Here is a 5322-nt window from a genome sequence, read left to right as displayed (position 1 = left end):
TTCATGCTTCCATGGATCCCCAATCAAGTTGGGGAAGACGACCCTGGAGCGTGCGGCGGAAGCCAGTATGCGCCGTGTTTCAACTCCTGATTCGCATGAATCGCTAATCACGAATCGCTAATCACGAATCGCTAATCACGAATCGCTAATCCAATGTCTCTCATCTCCCCCGAAACCCTCTTGGCCGATCCCGCCTACGCGGACCATGTGGTGGTCGACTGCCGCTTTTCGCTCGACGACACCGAGCGGGGCCGGCGCGCGTATGCGGCCGGGCACCTCCCCGGGGCGGTGTATGTCCACCTGGATGCCGACCTGTCCGGTCCCATCGTCCCGGGCAAAACCGGCCGGCACCCGCTGCCTGACCCGGCGGTCTTCACACAAAAAGCAGCTTCCTGGGGGGTGAATTCGGCTACGCTCGTGGTGGCCTACGACGACGCGGGCGGCGGGATCGCGGCGCGGCTGTGGTGGCTCCTCCGTTGGATCGGGCACGAGCGCGTGGTGGTGCTGGACGGTGGGTTCAACGCCTGGGTGGCCGCGGGAGGGCCGGTAGCGACGGCCGTTCCGACGCCGAAGCCCGGATCGCTTACAGCGCGCCTCAACCCGGCGCTCGTGGCCGAGGCTGCCGAGGTGGAAGTTCGCCGCGCTGTCGAGGGGTTTGTGCTGATGGATGCTCGCGCGTTCGAGCGATACGCCGGCCGCGTGGAACCCATCGACCCCGTCGCCGGCCACATTCCGGGGGCGGTATCGACGCCGTTTTCCGGCAACCTGGGTCCAGACGGCCGGTTTCTGCCGGTCGAGGAGCTGCGCGCCCGGTATGCGCCGTACGTCGAGCAGGCCGGGGGACCCTCCAATGTAGTCTGTTATTGCGGATCTGGAGTGACCGCGGCGCACAACCTGCTGGCGATGGCGCGGGCCGGCTATCCCGAGGCCCGCCTCTACCCGGGGTCGTGGAGCGAGTGGATCCTAGACCCGGCGCGGCCGGTGGGGCGCGAGTGAGGCGAACTTCGAGGCACACCTCCCGTTCAATCCGATGCCCGCCGCGTCAACCGTCCGACCCTTATGCTCACCGATACCTTTGGCCGTGTCCACACCTACCTGCGCATCTCCCTGACGGAGCGGTGTAACCTGCGGTGCCAGTACTGTATGCCGGCCGAAGGGGTACCGCTCAAGCCTCACGCGGATATCCTGACCTTCGAGGAGATCGAGCGGATCTCGACGCTGTTTGTCCGCGCCGGCGTCACCAAAATCCGCCTCACGGGCGGCGAGCCGCTGGTCCGGAAAGACGTCGAGGAGGTCGTTCGCCGGATTGGCAGGATCCCCGGGCTGCGGACGTTCGCGATGACGACCAACGGGCTCCTCATCCCCAAAAAACTGCCGGCCCTGCACGCCGCCGGCCTGAACCTGCTCAATATCAGCCTGGACACGTTGCAGGCCGACCGGTTCGCGACCATCACGCGCCGCGACGGCTTCGAGGTCGTGCTCCGCGCCATAGACATGGCGATCGAATACGGCTACCGGCCTGTGAAGGTCAACTGCGTGGTCATGCGCGGATTCAACGACGACGAACTGGCGGATTTCGTGACGCTAACGCAGACAAAGCCGATCGAGGTACGCTTCATCGAATACATGCCTTTCGAGGGCAACGGCTGGCAGGACGACCGGTTTATGCCATACACCGAGATGATCGAGCGGATCGTCGAGCGCCACCCCGGGCTCGCGCGGCAGGATGACGGGCCGAATGAGACGTCGAAGACCTACCGAGTGCCGGACTACGCCGGCTCCGTAGGCTTTATATCTTCGATGAGCGAGCACTTCTGCGGCGGCTGCAACCGCCTGCGGATCACGGCGGACGGCAACCTGAAGGTGTGTCTGTTCGGCAACGCCGAGGTGAGCCTGCGGGATGTGATTCGCGCTGGGGCGAGCGACGAGGAGCTAGCGGCCGTCATCGAGGCGGCGGTGTTACGGAAGAAGGCGGCCCACGCCGGCATGTACAACATCGCGGCGGGGGAGAATCGGCCGATGATTTTGATCGGCGGGTGACCAACCCCGCCCTTCGGATCATCCCTCTTTGAAAGAAGGAAGGGACGGAATGACTGACGCTACGCGCACCCTGCGCGGGGGTCATCCTGAACGCGGTGAAGGACCTTTCTACGACGCGTCGATGGCGGTTTTAATGCAGCGTTCTATAAAGACGCTTCGCGAGGCTCAGCGTGACATGCGTACTTGGCTGCGTAACGGCACGGAGTGAGAGGCTTCGGGAAAAGACTTGCTTTCATATTCCCGGACGCGTGCCTACATTCCTGAAGCGCTTCCGCGCTTCACGCATCCACTCGCGGTTTATCCCATCACCCGATGAAAACTTCCCTCTTTTCCCTGGCCGCCGTGGCCATCGTAGTCCTTGTTGCCTTTTCCGGCTGGTTTCAGCCTGAATCCCCCCAACCCCGGGCGGATCGCGAGTACACGCTCCAGATGACCATTCTCGGGTACAAGGGTGTCGGCGGCGAAATCGACGGCATTCGAAACCCGCTCTTGCGGGCGGCTAAAGGGGAGACCGTGCAGATCACCGTCATCAATGCCGAGACGATGACGCACGACATCGCCATGCAGAAACACGGCGCGAAGAGCAAGACGCTGCTCGAGGTGGGCGAGACGGACGTGATCACGTTCGTCGCTCAGGAAAGCGACATCTACTACTGCACGATCCCCGGCCACCGCGCGGCCGGCATGGAGGGCAAGTTTCAGCTGATCGAAGAGGTCGGGCCCAGCGTGGCCGGCTTCCCGGCGGTGAAGGACGGCCGGAAAGTGAACCTCGACTTCGAGGAAGGTAGCCTGGCGGACTGGACGGTTGAGGGGACGGGTTTCACGCCGGAGCCCATCGCCGGCGACGTCGTGGTCGTCCGCACGGGCGACACCCGCAGCGGCCACCAGGGCGAACGCTGGGTGAGCAGCGGTGAGGTGGTCGGCCACCGGGCGCTGGGCACCATGACATCGACGTCATTCCCCGTCACCCATCCGTACGCGAGTTTCCTGGTCGCCGGCGGGGCACTGCAGGATACCCGCGCCGAAATCGTGCTGGCCGGCGACAACCGGGTGATCTTCAAGACGAACGGGGCGGACCACTCCACGCTTCGCCCTGTGGTGGTGGATTTGCGCGAACATCAGGGGAAGGAGATCTATATCCGCCTTGTCGACGATGAGACGGGCATCTCCGAAATCCCGTATGTGTCCGACCAGCGTTTCGCCTTCATTAGCTTCGACGACTTCCAGTTCTTTGAAACGCGGCCGACGTTTCCGAACGAGTTCAACCCTGCCGATGTGTTCGTGATGCCGCCGCTGGACCCCGTCCTCAACGCCGGCCTCTCCGGCCCCGAGGCTGTGCGCGCCATGACGGTGCCCGAGGGCTTCACGGTGACGCTGGCGGCAAGTGAGCCGGAAATCGTCCGGCCGATCGCGATGACCACGGACGATCGCGGCCGGCTGTGGGTGGCCGAGGCGCACACGTATCCCACGCCGGCGCCAGAGGGACAGGGCAAAGATCGCCTCCTCATCCTCGAAGACACGGATGGCGACGGCACGCTCGACAGCCGGAAGATTTTCACCGACAATTTGAACCTGGTGAGCGGGTTTGAGGTCGGCTTCGGCGGCGTTTGGGTGGGCGCGGCGCCGTATTTCCTCTTCATCCCGATGGAGCCGGGGGCCGACACACCGTCCGGTCCGCCGCAGATCCTGCTCGACGGCTGGGGGACACAGGACACGCACGAGACGCTGAACAGCTTCATCTGGGGCCCTGACGGCTGGCTCTATGGCAACCACGGTGTCTTTACGCATTCGAATGTCGGCAAACCCGGCGCGACCGAGGCGGAGCGCATCAAGCTGAACGCGGCCGTATGGCGCTATCACCCGACGCGGCACGAGTTCGAGGTGTTCGCCGAGGGCGGCAGTAACCAGTGGGGGCTTGACTACAACGACCAGGGCCACTTCTTCATCACGGCCTGCGTGATCCCGCACCTCTACCACGTCATCCAGGGCGCGCGGTATTTCCGGCAGGGCGGGAAACACTTTAATCCCTACATCTTCGACGACATCACGACCCACGCCGATCACGTCCACTGGGTGGGTGAGCGCGGCCCCCACGCCGGCAACCACCGGTCGAATGCCGAGGGCGGAGGCCATGCCCATGCCGGCGCCATGTTCTACCTCGGCGGCTCGTGGCCCGACGCCTACCGCAACCAGTTATTCATGAACAACATCCACGGCAACCGGATGAATGTGGATGTGATAGAGCGCCAGGGCTCGGGGTATGTGGGCCGGCACGGGGAGGACTTTCTCGCGACAAACGACACGTGGTCGCAGTGGTTGAATCTGCAATACGGCCCGGACGGGTCGGTGTTTGCCATCGACTGGTACGACAAAAACCAGTGCCACAGCTCGAACCCGGACGTGCATCAGAAGACACTCGGCCGCATCTTCAAGATCTCGCACGAAAACGACCAGTGGGTGCAGGTGGATCTGCAGACGAAGAGCAACGATGAACTCGTGGCGATGACGCTGCACGCAAACGACTGGTACGTCCGCCACGCCCGCCGCATCCTGCAGGAGCGCGGCCCGAATGCGGCGGTGCACGCCGGCCTCAAGCGTATCCTGAACGAGAATCCGGATGTCACCCGCCGGCTCCGCGCGTTGTGGGCGCTCCATGGCACGAAGGGCCTCAATGATGCCGAGATGGTGACATTGCTGCGGGATAAAGAGGAGGCCGTGCGCGGCTGGGCGGTGCAGTTGATGACGGAGGATAAAACGTTGCCGGCCGGCGCCCTGGCGCGGTTCGCCGCGATGGCGAAGGAAGACGCTTCGGGCCTCGTGCGGCTCTACCTGGCCAGCGCGCTGCAGCGGATTGAGCCGGCGCAGCGTTGGGGCGTGCTGGAAGGCTTAATGGCTCATGCCGAGGATGCCGGCGACCACAACCTGCCCAAGCTCGTCTGGTACGCCATGGAGCCGATGGCGACGGTAGACCTGGACCGGGCGCTGGACCTCGCGATGGCGGCGAAGCTGCCGAAGCAGCTCGAATTCACCGTCCGCCGCGTCGCCGCGCTCGACACACCCGAGGCCGTGACTTCCCTGGCGCGCCACCTCGAAAAGGCCCAGGAGAAATCCCAGCAGCAGGAGATCCTGAAAGGGCTGAATACGCTGGTGGGCGGGACTGAGTAGCGAATAGCGATTCGTGAGTAATGCGAATCAGGAGTTGAATAGAGCTAAAATAATGCAAAACGTCATCCTGGGCCCCGACCCAGGACCCAGAACAGGGTTGCTAACCTCACTGGGTCC

Annotated in this window: 3 protein-coding genes; all 3 read left to right on the top strand. The window is 63.9% G+C overall.

Going from position 1 to position 5322, the window contains the following annotated elements:
* Positions 1-153 precede the first annotated feature (153 nt).
* The 3 genes from SH809_14260 to SH809_14250 all read left to right on the top strand — a co-directional run bounded on the left by SH809_14260 (position 154) and on the right by SH809_14250 (position 5205).
* Positions 154-996, top strand: coding sequence for a sulfurtransferase (locus tag SH809_14260; GenBank protein ID MDZ4700869.1), 843 nt, complete (start codon positions 154-156; stop codon positions 994-996).
* Positions 997-1059: 63 nt separating this feature from the next.
* A complete protein-coding gene (moaA, locus tag SH809_14255; GenBank protein ID MDZ4700868.1) occupies positions 1060-2040 on the top strand; it encodes a GTP 3',8-cyclase MoaA in 981 nt (326 codons plus the stop codon).
* A gap of 312 nt (positions 2041-2352) precedes the next feature.
* A complete protein-coding gene (locus tag SH809_14250; protein MDZ4700867.1) occupies positions 2353-5205 on the top strand; it encodes a PVC-type heme-binding CxxCH protein in 2853 nt (950 codons plus the stop codon).
* Positions 5206-5322: the final 117 nt, after the last annotated feature.

Source organism: Rhodothermales bacterium, assembly GCA_034439735.1.
GTDB lineage: Bacteria > Bacteroidota > Rhodothermia > Rhodothermales > JAHQVL01 > JAWKNW01.
This window is presented reverse-complemented; position numbering and strand designations above follow the sequence as displayed.